Source organism: Bernardetia sp. ABR2-2B (genome assembly GCF_037126435.1).
Lineage (GTDB): Bacteria > Bacteroidota > Bacteroidia > Cytophagales > Bernardetiaceae > Bernardetia.
On the sequence record NZ_CP147020.1, the window covers coordinates 705001 to 724750 of the forward strand.

17 protein-coding genes (1 of these 17 cut by a window edge) are annotated in these 19750 nt (G+C 31.0%); 4 read left to right on the top strand and 13 right to left on the bottom strand.

Going from position 1 to position 19750, the window contains the following annotated elements:
* Positions 1 to 776, top strand: the 3' portion of a protein-coding gene (locus WAF17_RS03065) for a hypothetical protein (protein ID WP_338766101.1). The gene continues 217 nt to the left of window position 1, outside the view; the window shows 776 of its 993 coding nt (coding positions 218–993); the start codon falls outside the window, past its left edge; its stop codon occupies positions 774 to 776.
* A 19-nt stretch (positions 777 to 795) separates the two neighbouring features.
* Here the strand turns inward: WAF17_RS03065 and WAF17_RS03070 are convergent, their stop codons facing one another.
* From WAF17_RS03070 to WAF17_RS03095, 6 genes are all read right to left on the bottom strand, one after another.
* The gene (locus tag WAF17_RS03070; protein WP_338766102.1) at positions 796 to 1248 is read right to left on the bottom strand and encodes a DinB family protein; all 453 of its coding nucleotides are present in this window, start codon (positions 1246 to 1248) and stop codon (positions 796 to 798) included.
* A gap of 573 nt (positions 1249 to 1821) precedes the next feature.
* On the bottom strand, positions 1822 to 3051 hold the full coding sequence (locus WAF17_RS03075) for a bifunctional 3,4-dihydroxy-2-butanone-4-phosphate synthase/GTP cyclohydrolase II (RefSeq protein ID WP_338766103.1): 1230 nt from the start codon (positions 3049 to 3051) through the stop codon (positions 1822 to 1824).
* A gap of 43 nt (positions 3052 to 3094) precedes the next feature.
* Complete coding sequence (locus WAF17_RS03080) at positions 3095 to 3646, bottom strand: hypothetical protein (RefSeq protein ID WP_338766105.1); 552 nt, start codon at positions 3644 to 3646, stop codon at positions 3095 to 3097.
* A gap of 135 nt (positions 3647 to 3781) precedes the next feature.
* Complete coding sequence (locus WAF17_RS03085) at positions 3782 to 4474, bottom strand: TrkA family potassium uptake protein (RefSeq protein WP_338766107.1); 693 nt, start codon at positions 4472 to 4474, stop codon at positions 3782 to 3784.
* 113 nt (positions 4475 to 4587) lie between these two features.
* The gene (gene udk, locus WAF17_RS03090) at positions 4588 to 5247 is read right to left on the bottom strand and encodes a uridine kinase (protein WP_338766109.1); all 660 of its coding nucleotides are present in this window, start codon (positions 5245 to 5247) and stop codon (positions 4588 to 4590) included.
* 143 nt (positions 5248 to 5390) lie between these two features.
* Positions 5391 to 7325 carry a sulfatase-like hydrolase/transferase gene (locus WAF17_RS03095; protein ID WP_338766110.1) on the bottom strand — a complete coding sequence of 645 codons (1935 nt, stop codon included), beginning with the start codon at positions 7323 to 7325 and terminating at the stop codon, positions 5391 to 5393.
* 268 nt (positions 7326 to 7593) lie between these two features.
* On the opposite strand from WAF17_RS03095, the gene WAF17_RS03100 reads away from it, so the two are divergent.
* A complete protein-coding gene (locus WAF17_RS03100; RefSeq protein ID WP_338766111.1) occupies positions 7594 to 9432 on the top strand; it encodes a L,D-transpeptidase family protein in 1839 nt (612 codons plus the stop codon).
* 71 nt (positions 9433 to 9503) lie between these two features.
* On the opposite strand, the gene WAF17_RS03105 is transcribed toward WAF17_RS03100, so the two are convergent.
* Positions 9504 to 11426: a GAF domain-containing protein gene (locus WAF17_RS03105; protein WP_338766112.1), complete on the bottom strand. Its 1923-nt coding sequence runs from the start codon at positions 11424 to 11426 to the stop codon at positions 9504 to 9506.
* Positions 11427 to 11633: 207 nt separating this feature from the next.
* On the opposite strand from WAF17_RS03105, the gene WAF17_RS03110 reads away from it, so the two are divergent.
* A complete protein-coding gene (locus WAF17_RS03110) occupies positions 11634 to 11978 on the top strand; it encodes a MazG nucleotide pyrophosphohydrolase domain-containing protein (RefSeq protein WP_338766114.1) in 345 nt (114 codons plus the stop codon).
* A gap of 5 nt (positions 11979 to 11983) precedes the next feature.
* Here the strand turns inward: WAF17_RS03110 and WAF17_RS03115 are convergent, their stop codons facing one another.
* Positions 11984 to 12760: a DUF481 domain-containing protein gene (locus tag WAF17_RS03115; protein WP_338766116.1), complete on the bottom strand. Its 777-nt coding sequence runs from the start codon at positions 12758 to 12760 to the stop codon at positions 11984 to 11986.
* Positions 12761 to 12916: 156 nt separating this feature from the next.
* Positions 12917 to 13114: a 30S ribosomal protein S21 gene (rpsU, locus tag WAF17_RS03120; RefSeq protein ID WP_338766118.1), complete on the bottom strand. Its 198-nt coding sequence runs from the start codon at positions 13112 to 13114 to the stop codon at positions 12917 to 12919.
* 616 nt (positions 13115 to 13730) lie between these two features.
* On the opposite strand from rpsU, the gene WAF17_RS03125 reads away from it, so the two are divergent.
* Positions 13731 to 14117 (top strand): DUF4296 domain-containing protein, encoded by a 387-nt coding sequence (locus WAF17_RS03125; RefSeq protein ID WP_338766120.1) that lies wholly within the window; start codon positions 13731 to 13733, stop codon positions 14115 to 14117.
* Between the two features lie 22 nt (positions 14118 to 14139).
* Here the strand turns inward: WAF17_RS03125 and WAF17_RS03130 are convergent, their stop codons facing one another.
* The 4 genes from WAF17_RS03130 to WAF17_RS03145 form a co-directional block, all read right to left on the bottom strand.
* Positions 14140 to 14835, bottom strand: a complete 696-nt coding sequence (locus WAF17_RS03130) for a hypothetical protein (RefSeq protein ID WP_338766122.1) — start codon at positions 14833 to 14835, stop codon at positions 14140 to 14142.
* A 243-nt stretch (positions 14836 to 15078) separates the two neighbouring features.
* A complete protein-coding gene (gene recQ, locus WAF17_RS03135) occupies positions 15079 to 17268 on the bottom strand; it encodes a DNA helicase RecQ (RefSeq protein ID WP_338766124.1) in 2190 nt (729 codons plus the stop codon).
* A 288-nt stretch (positions 17269 to 17556) separates the two neighbouring features.
* Positions 17557 to 18387: a DUF2520 domain-containing protein gene (locus tag WAF17_RS03140; RefSeq protein WP_338766126.1), complete on the bottom strand. Its 831-nt coding sequence runs from the start codon at positions 18385 to 18387 to the stop codon at positions 17557 to 17559.
* 126 nt (positions 18388 to 18513) lie between these two features.
* Positions 18514 to 19746, bottom strand: coding sequence for a ThiF family adenylyltransferase (locus WAF17_RS03145; RefSeq protein ID WP_338766128.1), 1233 nt, complete (start codon positions 19744 to 19746; stop codon positions 18514 to 18516).
* Between the last annotated feature and the right edge of the window lie 4 nt (positions 19747 to 19750).

Here is a 19750-nt window from a genome sequence, read left to right on the forward strand (position 1 = left end):
TCTATTGGGAAAAACCAAGTCAGTATTGCTATATAATAAAAAAATATAATGAGAAAAATAGAGTTACTTATTTAGAAAAAGGTTGTGGAGAAAGCTCGGACAATGGAAGTATTTACGTTTCTTATCCTAAAGAAAACACTATTTCAGAGAAACATGCTATGTCTGGATATGCAGAATTTATAAAAATTAAAAATTCTTATAATCAAAAAAGAAAGTTAATGAGAAAAGAAATTTATGATTCTCTTTATGACCAAAACTTCAACCCTTCCAATAAAAAATATGAAATATATCATTACGTAACTGTCTATAAATATGATGAGAATAATAATTTGATTGAGGAGAATACATTTGATTTACCAAAACTTACCACAGCACAAACTATAAGTTACACTTACAATAGATATAATCAGATAACAGAAAAACAAATTGATACAAAAAGAAACGATGAGAGTTTTGATATTTCAATTATAAAATATAGTTATTATGGGTATTTGCATAGAGGAGAAATAAAACCCAAACTTTTCATAGTGAACACAACTACAATTTCAGATTATTCAACTGAATCTTATATTGAAGAGTATATTTATCCACGAAAAAATATAATAGAGGTAGAGCAAACTCAAATAAATACCTATATCAACAAAACTGTCAAAGAAACCTATCAATTAATTTATAAGGACAATCGGCTTATTCGTAAGAAATACTTTTCTACTTCTCAAAAAAAGAAAGATAGAAAAATAACTAGTTGGATAGATTATCAATATATTTTCTATTGATAGGATATTTATAATGAAACTACTTTATTGCTTTTCTTAGTGCTAAGGCATAGCCATAATGTACTCCTTCGTGTGTATTATTAAAGTTTATGGTGTCTTCAATATTTTTTAACGTGTAATTATAGGTTGTTGGATATTCTGTGTAAGAATCAAACATAGATTTATTTTCTGAGTAGTCTTTCTCAAATTTATCAATCAAATCAAAAGCTAATTTTTTAAGCTCATCTACTTCTGCTTGACTTGCATCAGCTTCTGGCTTTGTTCCTTTTCTGTATTTGTTTACTAGTTCATCACTAATATACATTTTATTTCCAGAGAGTTTGTAAAATAATAGTTGCTGCGTAACAACAAGATGCCCAAAATTCCAAATTAGATTATTAGAAAATCCTTTTGGAATATGATTGATTTGCTCTAATGAAAATTCATTCAATAGATTTAAAAAGTTTGTACGAGTAGTTTTTAGGAGTTGCATATTTCAATTACGAATTAAAAATTACGAATTACGATTAGAAAGTCTTACATTAAAACAATAGAATATATAGTTAATCCACATAGTGACCAAAATAAAATAGACGAAAGTATAAAAAAAGAGATTTTCTGTATCAAAGTATAACTGTTAAATTTCTCTATTACAGATTTATGTCTATCATTTTTTATGTATAGATTCATGAAATAGTAGCTAGAAATACCTAAGGAAATACACAATAGAATAAAATAAACATAGAAATTACTATAAATTTGTTCTTTATAATTTATTTCAACAGAGAGAAAGAAAAGTAAAAAATTAATAATGATAAAATGAATTAAGAAAAAGATTAGACTCATAGGTTTTTCACTAGAAGTAATGATTTGCTCAAAACTTGGAGTTGCCATCTCAAAGGCTGCTTTATGATTCTTTCCATAGACTTTCTTTACAACTTCAATACTCAAAATACTTAATAAAAATTTACTTATTATGTAAATCCAAGCATTTGTTACTATGTATATTGAATAAAATATTATATCTAAAAATAAAATCATAAAATGTAATTCGTAATTGAACCAATTACTTCCCCTTCAAAATAGTATGCCCTAATTTATCTCTCTTTGTAGTGAGATATTTTTCATTGTGAGGATTTGCTTTTATTTCGATGGCTACATTATCTACGATTTCCAAACCATAACCGATAAGACCGACACGTTTTTTAGGATTATTTGAGATAAGTTTAATTTTACTTACTCCCAAATCTCTCAAAATTTGTGCTCCTACTCCATAATCTCTAGCATCCATTTTGAAACCTAGTTTTTCGTTTGCTTCTACGGTATCGTAGCCTTGTTCTTGCAATTTATAGGCTTTGAGTTTATTGATAAGTCCTATTCCTCTTCCTTCTTGGTTCATATATAAAACAACTCCTTTTCCTTCCTGCTCTACAAATTTCATTGCTTGTTGGAGCTGGTCGCCACAATCACAGCGCAACGAACCCAAAATATCGCCAGTTACACATGAAGAGTGAACACGAACCAAAACAGGCTCATTTTTTTCCCATTCTCCTTTTACAAGTGCCAAGTGTGTATCGCCTGTGTCTTTTTGTGTATAGGCGTGAAGCTGAAAATCTCCCCATTTTGTAGGCATTTTTACATCTACTTCTTTATCTATAAGTGATTCATTAGCAAGACGATACTGAATCAAATCTTTGATAGTGATAAGCTTCATATCGAATTTATCAGCTACTTCTCTAAGTTTAGGTAATCTTGCCATTGAGCCATCATCATCCATGACTTCTATTAAAACTCCAATTGGCTTAAAACCTGCTAGTTTTGATAAATCTACGGCTGCTTCTGTATGTCCTGCACGACGCAAAACACCACCTTCTCTAGCTTTAAGAGGATTAATATGACCTGGTCTGCCAAAATCTTCTGGCTTCATGGTTGGGTCTGTGATAGCTTTTATAGTTGCTGCTCTATCGTGCGTCGAAACACCTGTCGTACAGCCGTGTCCTAATAAATCAACAGTAACTGTAAAAGCTGTTTGCTTTGGGTCAGTATTTTTTCCTACCATCAAATTTATTCCTAGCTCATCACAACGCTCTTGTGTAAGTGCCATACAAAGAACTCCACGAGCTTCTTTCAAGACAAAATTAACCATTTCAGGTGTGATACATTCGGCAGCACAAATAAAATCTCCTTCGTTTTCTCTATCTTCATCATCTACTACGATTACAAACTTACCAGCCTTTAGATCGGCTATTGCTTCTTCGATAGTATCTAGTTTTATATCTGAATTATTAGTTTTCATAGCAAGGTTTTAGTGAGAAAGTTTAGTGTTGGCTTTATAAAAATTACTTAAATCTTGATTTTTTTTCTTTTTTAAAAGAGCGAATAATTTTTTTCTGGCTTAATATGATACTCCAAATCCCTCCAAACTTTGTATTTTTTGTATCAAAACTTGGATAGTTATAGAGTATTTTTTCTTTTCCGTGAAGGATTTGTAAATTTTCTTGGTAAAGACTAGGGTCAGTAATGTTTTGGTAAGCTTCAAAAATCTGTTTTTCTTTTTCATATTCTGTTTCTGAAACGTCTTTTCTGAAAGCTATTTTTTCTATTAATTCTATTTCTGTGCTATCTAAGCCTACTAATTCAAAAAATTCTTCTTGCTTAGTGGGATTATTTTCTAAAAATAAAATGGCTTCATTTTCTTTAGCTTCTATTTTTTCGTGGATTTTTTGAGCTTTTGGAGTTGCACTTTCTAATATCTGTCCTTCTGTAACTTTTGTAATGGTTACATTATCTTTCATTTCATAAAATTCCTTTGCCGAAACAGCTCGTTTGTCCGTAAAAGCATCACAGCTTTGAAGTAGAATAAGAAGAAAAAGGAGAGGAAGGAATTTCATAAATCAATTACGAATTAAAAATTACGAATTACGATAATAAAATACTTATGGTTGTTAGTATCATTAAAAACACCAAAAAACGACATTTTTTTTTAGAAATTAACTGATAATCAATGACTATTCACTAATAACTAGCTATCTGTTTAGTTCTACAAACTTCTCTACATCATTTGATTTTCCTAAAACAATCAAAACATCGGATTGTTCGATAGCAATGTCTTCTGTTGGTCTATTAATCAAATGTTCGGCAAAAAGTTTACGTCCATCGTGATATTCTTCATAGACTCTTTTTATGGTAATCAAATCAAGTGCATAGTTATCTGCAAAACGAACTTGCCCTACTTTTTTGTTTACAATCCTACGAGGGGCTTGAATTTCTACAATTGAATAATTATCAGGCAAAGGCAAGAATGCCTTCATATTTGGATTCAATAGTTTTTCGGCAACCAATTTTCCAACTTCATCCTCTGGAGAAAGAATTTCTTTTACACCTAGTTTTTCCAAAATCAAACGTTGCTGGTCTGCCATTGCACGAGCAATAATTCGCTTTACATTTAGTTCTAAAAGCTGTACGGTTGTGAGTAGAAGACCTTCAATATTTTCTCCAATAGCCACCAAAACAGCGTCCATATCGGCTACGTTTTGAGAACTAAGAGCTTTTATGTCTGTTGCATCAAGAGCCACAGCATACGCTACATCATCTTTTATAGATTCTACTCGTTCGATATCTCTATCAATGGCAAGAACTTCTGCACCTCTTGCTGCCAAATTTCGTGCTACTGCATAGCCAAAATGTCCGAGTCCGATAACTGCAAATTTATCTGCCATTTATATTTTTTGATTTTAACAAATTGAGTAAGAAATAATTACGAATTAGAAATACTGAATATCAACAAATTAAAAATATGAAAATGGTAATTTATTTAATTTCAATTCTTAATCTAAGACTTTGTTTTTAGAGTAGTGTTGGTATCTTTTGATAGAATAGGTAATTTCTTTTTAAGATGATTAATTACTACTTCAAGTGCAATATCGCAATTATGATTATTAGGAACAATAATATCTGTATTTTCCTTGTAGGGGCGAACATAACGCTCATAAGCTGGAGAAACGTGCATTACATATCTATAAAGAACGTCCTCCAAATCATAACCACGTTCTTTATTATCTCTCATAATTCGTCTTTTTATCTTGACAGGATCAGTTGCTTCTACAAACAATTTCAAATCCAATAAGTCAGAAATTGTTTTGTGATAGAACACAAAAAGACCTTCAACAATGATAATAGGTTTAGGTTCGAAGATTAATTGCTTCGGTACTACATTCGGATTATTGAATGTATATTCTTCTTTATATATAGTTTTGCCTTCGCAAAGAGCCTGTATATCTTCGCTAAACTGTTTGTGGTCAATAGATTGTGGCGTATCAAAATTAGATACTCCATTATCATCTATTGGTTGTTCTTCTCTAGGGCGATAATAATTATCCTGTGAAATTAAGCATACATCATTTGGATTGATGCTTTTCATTAGGCGACTCAAAAAGTAGGTTTTCCCAGAACCACTTCCTCCTGTAATGCCAACTAAGTAGGGTTTCTTCATAGAATGCAAAGGTACGGATTTTTAAGATATTTGAGAAAGGATAAAAATAGTTTTTTTGAAATTAGGAGTAGAGAAACAGTGATGATGGAAATTAAAGCATCTGTGTGTATTATTTCTTGACTTCTAAAATCTTGTTTTTGAGTTTATTTCTTTGCATAATCTTCCAATAGAGCCTGTAAATAACTTTTGGCAAAAGGTAATTCTTTTAGAATGCTGTCTTTTTGTATTTCATCTGAATTTGTCTTGACTTGTGATTTATTTGTAGTTTCTGTATAACGTAAAGAGCCATTTGGAGTAATCCAAGTCATTCCCTCATCATAACAATAGAAGGCAAACTGCTTTGAAGATGGATTCAGTAAATCTTTACCCCACTTAAAAGCAGAATTATTTATTTCTAGTTGTTCTAAAAGGGTAGTTGCAATATCTGTATGAGAGCCTATTTGAGATATTTTATTATTATTTTGCTTCAAAAAATCTCTTGAAATAGTATTTCCATAAAAAAGTAAAGGAATTCTATATTTTTCAATCTGACGAGTATCTTTATATATTTTCGGCAAACGGTGTCCGTGGTCAGCTACAAAAATAAATAGAGTTTGGTCATACCAATCCTGTTTTTTTGCTTGTTGCATAAATTTGTTTATACTCCAATCTGTATAATAAGCAGCTTTTCGAAACAGATTAGCTTCTTTTTTATTTTTGTCTGTTTCTATTTTAGCAATTTTGTCATAAGGTGTTTTGATAGGAGTTTCGAAAGGCTCATGAGAACTTAACGTAAGCACAGTCGTAAAAAAAGGCTGTTTTTGTTTGTTTAAATCTTGAACCACTTTTTCAAAAACAATATGGTCGTGTGCGCCCCATTTAGAATTTTTGTCTTTTTCTTCAAATTGACTTTGGTCTATTATCTCATCAAAACCAGCATAACGCCAATAGGCTTTGAAATTCATATATTCAGACTCTCCTCCATAATAAACAGAAGTAGCATAACCTTTTTCTTTAAAAGCAGAAGATAGAGAAGGCAGTTTTTCAAACTTTTGAGGTTCTTTTATGATAGAAGAATGTTTTTGGGCAGGATAACCACTCAAAACCCCAATAACTCCTTTATCTGTTCGGTCGGCCGTAGAATAAATATTAGTAAATAATAACCCTTCTCTTGTCATTTTAGAAAAATGAGGTGTAATACCTTTTTCTCCTCCTAATGTTGTTATCAAGTCGGAAGTGTAACCTTCTAAGATCACTAAAACTACATTTGGACGAGTATAACGAAGTATTTTTTCTTGTTCTTTTGGGTTTGCTGTATAGATTTCCTGTATATTTTTTTGAACAGTTTTTTTATCAAAAAATGTAATTCCTGATTGTTTACTGGCTTTGTTTGTTTTGAGAATACTAAATAATAAATTCCAAGAAGTATTTGTCGCTAAATGATTAAGAGGAGTGTAAGTAGAATAGTAAGCTGCACTTTGGTTAATGGGCGCAAGTCCTAAACCTCCACGAATAGCCAAAAATGTAAGTGCTGCCACCAAAAGACTAACTAAACCATACGTTACTGGATAAATTATATTCTTTTTTTGAGTAAAATGATATTTCTCAAATTCTTTTGGATTATCCACTCCTACTTTTGAAATAAATTTGTAAAAAAATACTCCGAAACCAATTAGACTAATTTCTAAAATAAGAGCTAAAACTAATTGCGTTGTCGTTACTGAAGCCATCATTTGAGTAGGATAAAGCAAAAAAGAGAGTGCATAGGCATTCAATTTATATCCCCATTCATGATAAAGTAATGTATCAGAAACACTAATTATTCCTATTAAAATAATTAATACATAATTGAATCTATGAATAAATTTAACAGAAAAAATATACCCAATCAAAAAAAGTGTTGGAAGCGTAATTAAATAACCTGCCGTAGAAAAATCCAAATGAATAGCTTCCCAAAATGCTTGTAATTGTTCTGAAAGGGGATATTCATTAAAAATAGAGTGGTTATAAATAAAAAACACAAGCCGATGAAGAGCAAAATAAAGTAGCCAAAATATCCAAAGACGTAACCAAAATAAAAGACGATAATTCTTTAACATAAACAGTTGATATAATAACAAAGATGTAGAAGTAAATTTTATACAAAAATACGAAACTATAAACGTATTATTACAAAATCATTACGATAAGAATCGTTAATTAACATTGGAGGTTACTCAATCATAGTTGTAGATTTGCATTCAAAGAAAACTTTTTACTTATAAAGTCGTATATAAAGGTACAGATTTTGCTGAATAAGGCATTTTACTTATATTTTTTTAGCAAATTCTCATTTTTTTATCTTAAAACAATTTTTATATTTTCCTTATGAATTACTCTTTTTTTTATAAAAAAGTTAATAACTATGCTTTTTTATTTGTTATTTCTCTACTTTTTTTTTCTTCTTGTAAACGGGATAAATTTGGTCATTCTACTGAAGAAATAGATATTACTTACTTAGTTCCAGAAACAGAAATGGATACAGAAGAAGCCGAAATTTGGGTAAAACAACTGGTTGATGCCAAACAAAGTAAACTTTATTTTCCAGATTCTTTTGCTAGAACATTTCTTAAAGAACAGCTTTACTTATTCTATCAAAAAAACAATTTTCAACCCGCTTGGTATTCTGCCACAACTGTTTTGCCTCATACACAATCCTTAATGGGTTATCTCAAAAATGCAGACTCAGAAGGATTAAACGAAGATGCTTATTCACTTACTGATATAGATAGGATACAAAATTCCCTTTTAGGAACTGATGGAGAGTATGATTTACCAAAATTAATGAAGCTAGATGTTTTTACTACAGCAATGGCTCTTACCTACCTTAATCATACTCATGCAGGAAGAGTTAAACCTAATGAGGTAGATGGAGAAATAAATACTTGGGTAGAAAAGTATGAACCTGCTGATTTGGTAGGTGACCTTTATAGTGCTGTTCAGAATAATACTATTGATGATATTATCAAAAACGCAGAACCTCAGTATGAACTCTACGAAAAATTAAAAGCTGCTAGAGAACAATATAAAAAAATAGTGAAAGAAGGAGGCTGGGAAAAAATTAATCTTGAAGATTACAAAAAACTAAAGATAGACAGTACAGAAGAGTTTAATCGTCATGTGCTTGTTCCTACAATTAGAAATATTTTGAGTAAAACAGGGGATTTAAAGCTCTCTGAAAACGAAGTAGCTGACACTTCTCAAGTCTATGATAAACAGCTTCTTGAAGCTGTTAAAAACTTCCAAGAACGTCATACTTTGGAAAGAGATGGGGTTGTAGGAATGAATTTACTTAGAGAAATGGCTACATCAGCAGAAGAACGATTAGTACAAATTGAGCTTAATATGGAGCGTTTGAGATGGTTAAGTGATTCTTTAGGAGATAATTATATCATTGTAAATGTTCCTTCTTATTGGATGCGTCTTTATGATTCTGGGAAACGTAGTTTTGAAACCAAAGTAATGGTAGGACAATCTTTTCATGAGACACCTCTATTTATGGATACTATGAAATATATTGTTTTAAGTCCAAAATGGCATGTTCCTGTAAGTATTGCCACCAATGAAATGCTACCAAAACTTCGTCGTGGTGGAAGTTATTTTGCTAGAAATAATTTTAGTATTTATCAACGTACAAGTAGTGGAGTAAAAGAAATTAGTCCGAGTTCTGTCAATTGGAGTTCTGTTAGAAATATGAGTAATTATTCTATCGTACAGAACTCAGGAGCAGGAAATGCTTTAGGAAGAGTAAAGTTTATTTTTCCAAATGCCAATAATGTATATATGCACGATACCCCTTCTACTCGTTTTGGAGAAGCAAACAGAGCATTGAGCCATGGCTGTATTCGTCTTTTTGAACCAGAAAAACTAGCTAATTATATTCTTAAAGAAAAGCCAGAAAAATGGGATTCTGATAAAATCCATGAAGCTATGTATAGTGGAAATACTCAAAATGTATATTTAGACAGACAATGGGTAGTTCATATTGTCTATTGGACTACGTGGGTAGATGATGCTGGAAAGGTTCATTTTTCAAAAGACGTTTATGGATATGACAAAGTACAAGAAGAAATACTAGCCAAGCGTGATGCAAAACTTAAAGAATGGATGATAAAACGTACTAAAGAGTTTGATAATCTTAAAAGAAAAGAACTTGCTTTGAAGTAAAATATGCGTACAAGTTTTTTATAAAGTTAAGTCAGAAGGGTATTACAAAATCAATGTAATACCTTTCTTTTTTAGTTTGAATTACTCATTTTGATTTTAGCTTCTTTTCGCAGTTCATTTTCAGAAGGAATATTTGCCATACCAATCATAAATACGATTTCTTTATTTACTTCTAAACGGGTAACATTTGCCAAAACAGAAAGTTCTTTTTTGCTTCTAGTAATGGCTTTATAGACGTGATACATTACTTTTTCGCTATCTCTTTTGGCATGTTTATTAAGTCCACGCAAGTCAGGAACAAATTTACTAATTGGATTTCCTAACAGCTCTTCTTTATTAAACTCTAGTAGCTGTGTAAAGGAATAATTAATCCTTAAAAGCCGTCCAGAAGGATCAACAAAAACAAAGGCTTGATTATTATTTTCAAAAATATGGTCTTTCTCTTCTACCTGTGCCTTCACTTCTACTAGTTGTCTTTCTAACTCTTCACGAGTTGCCATCAGCTCTTCTGTGTTTTGGCGAAGTTCTTCTTCTTGTGCGCTCATTTGCTGTGCTGAATAATTACTTTTCTCTAATAGATTTTTCATTTTTTCAGCATTTGCTACACTTGAAATAGAAGCAGCCAATATTTCGGCAGTACGCTCAACTAAACCAATTTCTACTTCCGTTAATATATTAAAAGCAGCAATTTCTAATACGCCTAATACTTTATCTTGTGCTTCTAAAGGAACAACTAAAACGCTATTTGGCTTTGCCTCTCCCAAACCTGCACTAATTTGAGTGTAATCATTTGGAATATCTGTCATAAATACTCGTTCGGCATCTTGAAAAACTTCTCCTAAAATTCCTTCATCACTTCTGACTTCTTTTTCTACAAACTTTTTACGTCCATAAGCATAAGCAGAACGCAAAATTAATGTTTTATCTTGATGAGAAGGAAGAAATATTGCGCCTTGTTGTGCATCTACATACTTTACTAAATTAGATAAAAGTTCATCACAAAGCACTTGCATATCTTCGGTATGCTTACGAATTACGTGTCCCATCTCTACCACACCTTGATTTTGCCAGTTTCTTTCACTTTCTGTTTTAGCTACTTCTTCCAAACTAAGTTTCATTTTATGTAGTGCTTCACCTAATTCAGAATCTACTGGAAAAGTGTCTATATTCTTTTCAAAATTTCGCTTTCCCACTTCTTGAGCAAAATCTTTTACTTCTTCTAACCCTTTTGTTAGCTTTCGTATATCGCTTAGAGTTTGTCCAAATTCAGTAGATAATGTAATGACAGAACTTGGTATCTGTCCTATTGAAAGTGCGTGAATATATTTATAAGTTAGCTTTAAGCCTTCCAAAACTTTTGCTAAAGCTCTTCTACCCAAAAAATAAGTTATAATAATGATGAAAAGGAAAGGAATAATAGCAAGATAATTATTATCACTAATTTTACTATTTAAAGCTTCTCTAGCTTCAAATTCTTTGTTTTTTTCATCTATAATTAATAATTCTATTTTTTTATTCAGATTATTGACCAAACCTATCATATCTATTCGAAGATAATTTTTGAGTGGTTCTCCTCTTTCTGAAAATTTTGCTAAATGCTCATATTTTTTTTTGAGTTGATTCATTAATGGCTTTATTTCCAATACAGCTTCTACTTCTCCTTTTGATAATGTTTGAATAGACTTAAAATTAGCTAATGCTTTATCGTCAAAAATATCTATTGCTGTATCATAATATTTTACTTTATTATTTGGAACAGTATCGTTTTGTGCATAAAGCTGCAAAAGCAGGAAAGAATAATTTATAGAATTTCTCAACTCACTAGCATGATATTTCATACTTCGCATTTGATATAAATCTTCATGCTCTTTAAAAAGAGAATTCCCACTCCAAATAACAATCGCAAGAGTACACGCTAACATAACCATGATGAGTATGTACGAAAATTGAATAGTTCCTGAAAGTGATGAGAGTGAAAAGCGTTTTTGTATCATTTATAATAAATCACAAAAATTGAGACATACATTTGCTACCAAAAAAAAAAGCAAATGTCAAAAAAATATTCAAATACAGTACAATATACAATTAGTTTTTCAAAGTGCCTAAAATAATTTATCTATCTTGCTATCTAAAACAAGCTATTCTTGACTTCTTCAAAAAAAGCTCAAATAAATTTCGCAACCTAATTTTATTCTGAACGTATGCCAAAATTACCACAAACCAATGATTTGAAAGATTTTCAAAGCTATATAAAAGAACTTTGTATAGAAAGAGGCTGGGACAAAAACTCTCCTTCTGAGCTTTTTTTACTCTTTAGTGAAGAAGTTGGAGAAGTAGCAAAAGCCATTCGTAATCATACAAATCTACATACTCAAAAAAGTCAAAACTCAGAAGAGAAATATCAAAAAACGAAAGTAGAACTAGCCTCCGAACTTGCAGATGTTCTTAATTATTTATTAGATATTTCGAATCACTTTGAGATTGATTTAGCACAATCTTTTAAAGACAAAAATACAGAAAACGAAAACCGAGAATGGAACTCTTAATTTTTTTAAAACTGAATGCCAATTCCAGAAGTAACTTCATAGTTCCATTTTTCGATAGGAATAACAGGAGCATCATCATAATAAGGTACAAAACGGAGGTTAAATGAAATATGCTTTGAAATTTTTGCTCTAAAATTTGCGTCGCCACTAATGCGAGGATGAAAAAATCTATCAAAAAGAGCTTGATAATAAGTAATAAATATTAGCTCTGTGTTCTCATTGAATTTTGCATGGAAATTTATATAATTAGTAGATTTAATGAAGCGTGTAAGTACATACCTTTCTTTCAACTTCCATTCTTCCCATTCGTACATTGCTCCTGTTCCGACAGCAATATCCAAGTTTTCAGAGGTTTTTAAGGATAAGCGTGGCGTTGCTCCTACAAGTCCACGATTTATAAGCCCTCTTGTCTCATTGTACTGATATTGTGTAAAAAGTTCAACAGAAAATTTCTTTTTTCTCCAAAAGTTAGTTCTATGGTGGAAATAACCTTCACTAATTACATTTTGCCCTTCTGATTTAATGAGATTGATATGACCTATCCAAATATGAGCATGTTTGGGAGTCATTAGAAGTAAATAATCATCATTATCAATTTGTAGAACAGTATTTTGTTGGCGTGTCAAATCAAAACCAAAAATAAAATTCCCTCTCAAAACTGTCGAATCATTTGTTTCTACTTGTTGTCTTTCCTTTTCTATATTCAGTATTTGAGCAAACAAACTTATTTTGAACAAAAAAAAGAATAAACTAGTAAGAAATATTTTTATAATAAAATTCATTTATTAATTATTTTTAATACAAAAATCTATTTTGACTAAAAAGCAAATAAAAAAGGCTTTTATTTCCAAACTCAACAAGTAAGTTAGAAAATAAAAACCTTTTCTTTATAAATTTTTGGCTATTTTTTAGAATTAAGAGATAATTCTAAAAAATTTCTACATCTCTTCGTCCTGCATTTGCATTTTCTGACGGTAAGCAGCACGGATTTTCTCTGTACGACGGCTTACTGATGGTTTTTCGAAATAGTTACGGCTACGAACTGTACGTAATACACCTGCTTTTTCGAATTTCTTTTTGAAACGTTTAAGAGCCTTATCAATTGACTCGTTGTCTTTTACATTGATAGATAACATATAAAAATGAGTTTTATTAAATGAAATAAATGAGTTTTGAGTTTTTTCTACAATTAAATGAAGAAAAAAAATAATATTTTTATTCTATGCTCTAAAAAAATAAAGCTAAATAGAATTTGTAAAGTTTTATTGTTGTGTAATTATCTCCTAATAATTACTGTTTAGTTTGTTTTCTGTATTAAAACTTTTCTTTAAAATAACTGCAAATTCTATACAATTGTTATTTTAAGGGATTGCAAAGGTAGTTTTTATCTGTCTTTTTTACAAATTTGTTCTAGTATAATTTTACAAAAAATAGAGCTGTGTTTTTTAAAAAACGTTATCACGGTTGTTTTTGTATGTCAGTCTTCCAGACTGACTAAGATAAATAAATAAAGACTGTTTTTTTATGTTCAGACAAGATATCTGAACTACCTGTAACAAACAGTGATAATCTTTAAAGCAATAAAAAAACTTTACTTCTAGGAAAACAACAACACCTAAAAATTACTCCAAGTCTGAATTTTCATTAAAAAACTGCTCGTTTGCCTAATCGTTTCTTAAAAAATGAACTAGAAAGTAGATAAGTAACATATTTTATCGCATTTTTGTAAAAAAATACTTCACCCTATTTCATATGAGACTATTTCCTCTGGTTATTCTTTTTCTATTTATCAGTATTTCCATTCTTTCTTCTTGTGTTGGGAAGAAAAAAGAATCAAACTTTTCCTTTACATCTTCAAGCACTCCTGATAGTATTTTACCAAGAGAAAAATTTGCACAAGTAATTGCTGATATTCTGACAGCTGAATCTGCTGTGGTACAGCAGTATAGTCAAACAGAATCTAAACTTATGCGTTTTGAAAAATATAGATACAATATCTATAAAAAACATAGTTTGGATTCAGTTACCTTTAAGAGAAATTACAATTATTACATGAAAGTGCCTAAGCGTTCTGAGCTTTTCTTATTTATTGTAGAAGATACTTTACAGGCTCGTCAGGATTCTCTAAAGGTGGAGTAAATTCACTTTGTTTATAAAAGTATTATGCAGAACAATCAAATTTTGCCAAATTAAACCAAAGCATATACCATTTTCCATTGATGGAAGTAAATCCAATTTCAAGGTAGTCATCTGTCAAGACCACTACATGACTTACCTTTTCGTCGGTCTGCTTGGCAAGTTCTTTTTCTTTTTGCGAATGCACTTTCTCAATGATATGCTCATTAATTTCTATTCCTTTCTCTATTTCATTGAAGGAAGTTGTTTTTTGATAAAATGTTCCTTCTTTTGAAAAAACTTCACAATCAAACTTTGGACTTTCTTCATTTTTTGGTTCTTTTCCACTAAATTTTTTGAAGTAAGGCTCTAAATGAGGAAGTTGTTCATACACTTCATCCAAATCTGTAAAATGTTCGACAACAGAAATTGCCCCTGGTTTGTGATTAACATAAAAGCCTAATTGAGGGTGTATATACTTTTTAAGCTCATTATCTGATGATGTAACTAAAAACTTTTCAAGCATTTGCTCAAATTGATTTTTCTTTATAGAATTATTAGAGGTTGCAGAAGCTGCCAGTAATACTTTTTCCGAACTCATTTGTTCCCAATTATCGGTCGTATCCGAACAACTAAAAAAGCTCAATATACTAATAGTGCAAAAAATAGGAAGAAAAAATTTAACTTTCCTTCGCATATAAAAAGGATAGATTTTATGTCTAGGTTTACTAAGGATATTCATAATTATTTATTTAGGATAGTTTTTTTATAATAAACGTAAATCACTCAAAAAAGTTAATAGGATTTTACAAAGAAAAAATTTATTTATACTTTTTTATTTACAAAAACAATAAAAAAAACAAAAAAGATATTCCCAGTTGATAGGAATATCTTTTTTTATAATCAATTTTTTTTGATTTTTTTTATGTTGAGCTAATTTGACTAGCTATTTGAATGCTTCTTGTTTAGAAAAATAAATTAGAGACTACATCGCATATTCTGATAAAAACTTGATGCGCATCAATCGTAATTCATCTTCTCCGTATTCATCTTCTTCAAACTCATCTAGCGCATCTTGAATACTATCCGTTTCAGCATTCATGAAATAATCATATATTTCATCTTGACGGTCATAATCCATTATTTTATCAATATAGTAATCAAGATTTAGTTTTGTTCCTGAATAACAAATATGTTCTATTTCAGAAATCAAATCTCCTACTTTTATTCCTTTTGCATCAGCAATTTCTTCTAAATCAATCATTCTATCAATCTGTTGGATAATAAAAATCTTAACTTTAGATTTATTGGCTGTTTGTTTTACTAATACTTCTGCATCAGTTTCAATATCATTTTCTTCGACGTATTTATTGATGGCATCTAAAAATACTTTACCAAATTTATCCACTTTTGCCATTCCGACACCATTTATTTGCGCCAGTTCGTCATTTGTAGTAGGATAAACGGTTGCCATTTCTTCCAAAGAAGGGTCTTGAAAGATTACATAAGGAGGAAAGCCTTTTTCTTTCGCTAATTTTTTACGTAATTTTTTGAGTAAATCAAATAAAACAGGATCGTGTCCTCTATCTTCTGCTATTCCTCCAATGTCTTTTTCTTCGTCTTCTGCCGTGATTTTACTAAAATCGTGGTCTTCTGTCAGCATTACTTTATGCTCTTTTGGGTCTTCCAAAAATTTTCGCCCTTTATCATTCAGTTTTACGACTCCATGATTATCAAAATCTTTATTAAGATAATTGAATAATAAAACTTGACGAATTACAGAACGCCAATACTGTACAGTTTGGTCTTTTCCTTTTCCAAAAACGCTTACTTTATTATGACTATAACTTTTCACATAATCGGTTTCTTTTCCCATCAGTACATCAGCAATATGACTAATAGTAAAACGTTCTTCTGTTTCTTTGACAGTTTTCAAAACCCACTCTACGTGTTCATTAGCTTCAAATTTTGGTTTTGGCTTATCTGTATTATCATTAAAACCTCCATCTTTTTCTACATTTTCGCCAAAATAATGTAGCAATTGTCTTCTTCTACATACTCCAGAGGTAGCATAATCTGCCATCTCTTGTAATAGATGACGTGCATTATCTCTTTCTGTAACAGGTTTATCTTTATTAAATTTTTCTAATTTATGAATATCTTCTGGGCTATAAAACATAATACAATCAGCATTAAGCCCATCTCGCCCTGCTCTTCCTGTTTCTTGATAATAACCTTCTAATGACTTTGGTGCATCATAATGAATTACACAGCGAACATCTGGCTTATCAATTCCCATTCCGAAGGCAATTGTAGCAACAATTATATCTACTTCTTCATTCAGAAAAGCATCTTGATTTTGCATTCTGACACTAGCATCTAAACCTGCATGATAAGGACGTGATTTTATATCATTTACTTTCAAAAACTCATGAATTTCTTCTACTTTTTTTCTACTCAAACAATAAATAATTCCTGACTGCCCTTTCTTACCCTTTAAGTATTTTATTAGTTGTTTCTTGACATTCTTTTTTGGACGAACTTCGTAATATAAATTCTGACGATTGAATGAAGTTTTGAATACGTTCGCATCTTCCATATGAAGATTCTTCTGAATATCTTGCTGTACTTTTGGTGTTGCTGTTGCTGTGAGTGCAATTATTGGCAAGTTCCCAAGTGAATCGACAATAAAACGGATACGGCGATATTCTGGACGAAAATCGTGTCCCCACTCTGAAATACAGTGTGCTTCGTCAATAGCAATAAAAGAGAGATTAGCCTTAGACAAAAAATCTAAGTTTTCTGGTTTTGTAAGCGACTCTGGAGCAACATAAAGCAGTTTGGTATTTCCTGCCAATACTGATTTTTTGACTTTATTACTTTCTGATTTTGAGAGCGTAGAATTAAGAAAAGAAGCATTTACACCAACGGCATTTAGCTGGTCTACTTGATTTTTCATTAGAGCTATCAAAGGCGAAATTACGATTGCTGTTCCCTCCCTTACAATAGCAGGAAGTTGGTAACAAAGTGATTTACCTGCTCCTGTGGGCATAATTACGAATGTATTTTTGCCATCAAGAAGGTTTTGAATAATTGTTTCTTGATTTCCTCTAAATTGATTATATCCAAAAACTTCTTTAAGTGTTTTCTTCAAGTTTATTTTTTGCTCTACCATTGTATTAATTACGAATTAATAAGTACGGATTACGAAGTGAATAGTCAGCGTAGTTAATTACAACCTGTCAGCACAGCGTAGTTAATTAATAGTAACACTTCAATTTTTACAACTCTTTCTAATTTTCTATTTATTAAAGTTAGCATAAAACTTTGATAAAACAAGTTTTATTGTACATTTTGTTGCAAATAATTTGTGAGATTATATAGTTAGCTTTGTTATCGATATGTTAAATGAATATAGAAAAGTAACCGTTTTGTAAAGAGAACATTTTTATAAAAAGTAGTCTTAGGTCAGGTCTAATTTCTTTTTTTTCTGAATGCTTTCTGTCATCAGTTTATAAATCTGACTAAAATGAGGATTAGAATTAGATAAATTCATTTCTTCAATCATATGTAAATGTTTTTCAATTACCTTTTCATCTTTTCTAATTGCAGGACCTGTTTGAGCATTGGAAGGATTTATTTCTAAGGCTTTTTGAAGAGTTTCCTCCAAAAGAGGTTTGAGCATATCAAAGGGAAGATTTTTTTCTTTCAGAATCTGCTCACTGATTGTCCATAAATAATTTGAAAAATTACACGCAAAAACAGCAGCAACGTGCAAAATACTTCTATCTTTTGAAGAAACTTGAAATACTTTATTAGAAAACTGTTTGGCTAAAGAAGTGAGTTTTTCTTCAATTTTTTTATCATTAGCTTCTATACAAAATGGAATCTGACTAAAATCAACTTCTTTTGCCTTGCTAAAAGTCTGTAAAGGATAAAAAACACCTATATTTTTGATTTGATTCTGATTAGCTAATTTCAACATTTCCATCGGTTGCGCCCCCGAAGTATGCGCCAAAATACAGTTCTTAGGAAGAATAAGCTTTGACAAAACAGTTTCAAAAGCTCCATCTGCAATAGATAAAATAGCTAAATCTACATCTGTTTTAGAAAAATCTAGTTGCTGGATAGAATAATTAATTTTTATACTTTCATCATTCAACTTATTTTTTAGCGATTCTGCATTCTCTTTTTTTCTACTCCAAATATGAGTGATTTGTAAGTCTTTGTTTTTAGAAAATAGAGATACCAAATGCCAAGCTACATTTCCAGCACCGATGAATATTGTTTTCAAATTTCTTTTTGGGAATGGGAATACAAATGAATTTAACACTAAGGCACAAGGAAATACTAAGAAACACAAAGTTACAGAGAACACAGAGAAAAAAATAAAATTGCATTAACTGATAACTGGTTACTGCTAACTGAACAACTGTTTCTTATCTCCTGTAAGCTCATAATACTTATGTTTTCCTTCTGTATCTTGAACTGCCACGACGTGCAAAATAGGAACACCTAGTTCTTTTAGTGAAAAGTTTAATAGTCTATCTTCTGTTGTTTCTAAATTGAACTGTCCAATGGTTTGTTTTGGTGCAGGGGTTTGATTTTCCGTGTTATTTTCTCCTTCGCTTCTACACTCCTCACAATGACTTTCATAATCATAAATTCGGAAAGATGGACGATAAAACTCTATTTCCTTCTGACAACCACGACAAGACATCGTTTTTACAAATGTTCTATCTCCTCTAAAATCTAAAGTTGCTCCTGCTCCTGAATGTTCAGCTTTAGAAATTTCTTTTAAAAATTCTTTCAATGAAATATCTGTATCTAAGTCTAAGGAAATAATCTCATCATAACTTGCTTGATGCGCCCAACAATCTGGATTATCTGGCATATCAAAAACATCAAAATCGTTTGTTTTTCCTTGATAATAAATTTGCTTACCCAAAGCTACTTCTTGTCCACAAATAAACTTTATAGCTTCTTGAACTTGCAAAGCACCGACCAAAGCAGATGCAATTTGAACAGTTGGAATTTTTCCTTCACTAGTTACTTGCTTCTTAAAATCATCACACGAATAACGCTCTCTTGCTGCTTGCCATTGATTTGGCGACAAACTACACTGATAACATGGCGCATGAGGAGGCTGATAAAAATTAATTCTTAAACCCAATTCATAAATTCCTGCATCAATCCAAGGCGTTCCAGCCAAATAACATTGTTTGTTTACAGCAATTCTAGTTTCGATATTATCCAAACAACCCAAAACTATATCTACGTTTCTATAAACTCCTGTTCCGAGTTCCCAAACAACATCGCCTTCAAAATAATTTACTTTAAAATCATCTGACAACGCCATTTCTTTAATTCTTTCGGCTGCTGTTTGTGCTTTTCGTTTGCCTTGGTCGTCTTTTCTAAACAAAACAGTTCGGCTCAAATTTGACTTTGAAATATCGTCAAAATCTGTAATCAGAATATTTCCAACCCCCAAAAGAGCTAAGTTTTTGAGTGTTTCGTTGCCGATTGCACCAGCACCAACTACCAAAACGGTAGCATTCTTTAATTTTTCTTGTTCCCACCAATCAATACGCTCTTGACGGTCAAAAAAGCTATCTTCTGTTGATGAAATGTTTGTTACTTCAAATTTTGACATAGTT

Excerpts from the sequence above, each read along its gene's own strand:
- WAF17_RS03070 (WP_338766102.1), bottom strand. The coding sequence starts at position 1,248 with ATGCAACTCCTAAAAACTACTCGTACAAACTTTTTAAATCTATTGAAT.
- WAF17_RS03075 (WP_338766103.1), bottom strand. The coding sequence starts at position 3,051 with ATGAAAACTAATAATTCAGATATAAAACTAGATACTATCGAAGAAGCA.
- WAF17_RS03080 (WP_338766105.1), bottom strand. The coding sequence starts at position 3,646 with ATGAAATTCCTTCCTCTCCTTTTTCTTCTTATTCTACTTCAAAGCTGT.
- WAF17_RS03085 (WP_338766107.1), bottom strand. The coding sequence starts at position 4,474 with ATGGCAGATAAATTTGCAGTTATCGGACTCGGACATTTTGGCTATGCA.
- udk (WP_338766109.1), bottom strand. The coding sequence starts at position 5,247 with ATGAAGAAACCCTACTTAGTTGGCATTACAGGAGGAAGTGGTTCTGGG.
- WAF17_RS03095 (WP_338766110.1), bottom strand. The coding sequence starts at position 7,325 with ATGTTAAAGAATTATCGTCTTTTATTTTGGTTACGTCTTTGGATATTT.
- WAF17_RS03100 (WP_338766111.1), top strand. The coding sequence starts at position 7,594 with ATGAATTACTCTTTTTTTTATAAAAAAGTTAATAACTATGCTTTTTTA.
- WAF17_RS03105 (WP_338766112.1), bottom strand. The coding sequence starts at position 11,426 with ATGATACAAAAACGCTTTTCACTCTCATCACTTTCAGGAACTATTCAA.
- WAF17_RS03110 (WP_338766114.1), top strand. The coding sequence starts at position 11,634 with ATGCCAAAATTACCACAAACCAATGATTTGAAAGATTTTCAAAGCTAT.
- WAF17_RS03115 (WP_338766116.1), bottom strand. The coding sequence starts at position 12,760 with ATGAATTTTATTATAAAAATATTTCTTACTAGTTTATTCTTTTTTTTG.
- rpsU (WP_338766118.1), bottom strand. The coding sequence starts at position 13,114 with ATGTTATCTATCAATGTAAAAGACAACGAGTCAATTGATAAGGCTCTT.
- WAF17_RS03125 (WP_338766120.1), top strand. The coding sequence starts at position 13,731 with ATGAGACTATTTCCTCTGGTTATTCTTTTTCTATTTATCAGTATTTCC.
- WAF17_RS03130 (WP_338766122.1), bottom strand. The coding sequence starts at position 14,835 with ATGAATATCCTTAGTAAACCTAGACATAAAATCTATCCTTTTTATATG.
- recQ (WP_338766124.1), bottom strand. The coding sequence starts at position 17,268 with ATGGTAGAGCAAAAAATAAACTTGAAGAAAACACTTAAAGAAGTTTTT.
- WAF17_RS03145 (WP_338766128.1), bottom strand. The coding sequence starts at position 19,746 with ATGTCAAAATTTGAAGTAACAAACATTTCATCAACAGAAGATAGCTTT.